The 1,027-nt window shown below is 58.5% G+C and carries 1 protein-coding gene and 1 pseudogene; both read left to right on the top strand.

The window, feature by feature from the left end:
• Positions 1–246, top strand: a pseudogene (locus V6C07_RS08715) (sensor histidine kinase); the annotation flags it as partial.
• A gap of 38 nt (positions 247–284) precedes the next feature.
• On the top strand, positions 285–758 hold the full coding sequence (locus V6C07_RS08710; RefSeq protein ID WP_333536008.1) for a response regulator: 474 nt from the start codon (positions 285–287) through the stop codon (positions 756–758).
• The last annotated feature ends 269 nt before the right edge of the window (positions 759–1,027 follow it).

Here is a 1,027-nt window from a genome sequence, read left to right as displayed (position 1 = left end):
GATCTCTGCGCTTCGGTGGGCGGCCAGATACATCTGCGCCTTACTGCCGGACGGCGAGGGAAGGAAGAAGGCATTGTGGTGGAAGTGTCGGAAGGGAGCAACAGGGAACTGGCTCTGGCAGCCATGACGGGCAGCCCCATGCTCAGCGGCATGCGCCCCGGCTGGCGGGCAGCGCTTATGCCCTGGCGTGAAGCGGAACCGCGTTTTTTCCTTTCACTTTCCGCCTGCGAGTCAGATGCGGTATAACCGGCTCCGGCATAGGCCGGACCTTCAAGGAGTTTTTCATGACCAAAGAAGACATCAAGATTCTGCTGGTGGACGACGAAAGGCAGTTTGTGGACACCCTGGCCGAACGTCTGGCCATGCGCGGTTTTGCCGCGCGTGTGGCCTATGACGGCCCCGAGGCGCTCAAAGCCGTGGAACAGCCCACGGACGTCATCGTGCTTGACCTGCGCATGCCGGGCATGGACGGCTTTGAGGTGCTGCGCAACGTAAAGAAGAGCAATCCCCTGGTGCAGGTCATCATTCTTACCGGTCACGGTGGCGATGCCGAGGAACAGACCGCCTATCGCATGGGCGCGTACAATTTCCTGCGCAAACCTATGGATATTGATGAACTGCTCGGCAGCATACGCATGGCCTACCGCGACAAGCTGGAAAATGCCATGGTGGCCGTATCCCTGGCTGAAGGCGGCGACTTTGAGTCTGCGCGCGACGTGATGAAAGAAAAGGATATTTTGCAGGAACACGAAAAATAGAGCAGTTTACGAATGAAATGAGGTAACCGCTCTGCAAGGATTTTCAGGAAAATCCTTGCCACGAAATGCGAGCAGGCAGGCTTTTGCCTGCCGTACGTGAGCATTTCAAGTGTTAACTGCTCCAGGCAACATCCAGCGGGCTGTAATGCAGAAAGGGGAACGCCGTGCGCGTGCTTGTTGTGGATGACGAGTCTGCCTTTGCCGGGCCTCTGGCCCAGCGCCTGAGCCTGCGCGGCATGGATGCGCGCATTGCCGGCGATGCGCGCGAG

The sequence above is a fragment of the Desulfovibrio sp. 1214_IL3152 genome (genome assembly GCF_036763055.1).
Lineage (GTDB): Bacteria > Desulfobacterota > Desulfovibrionia > Desulfovibrionales > Desulfovibrionaceae > Desulfovibrio.
This window is presented reverse-complemented; position numbering and strand designations above follow the sequence as displayed.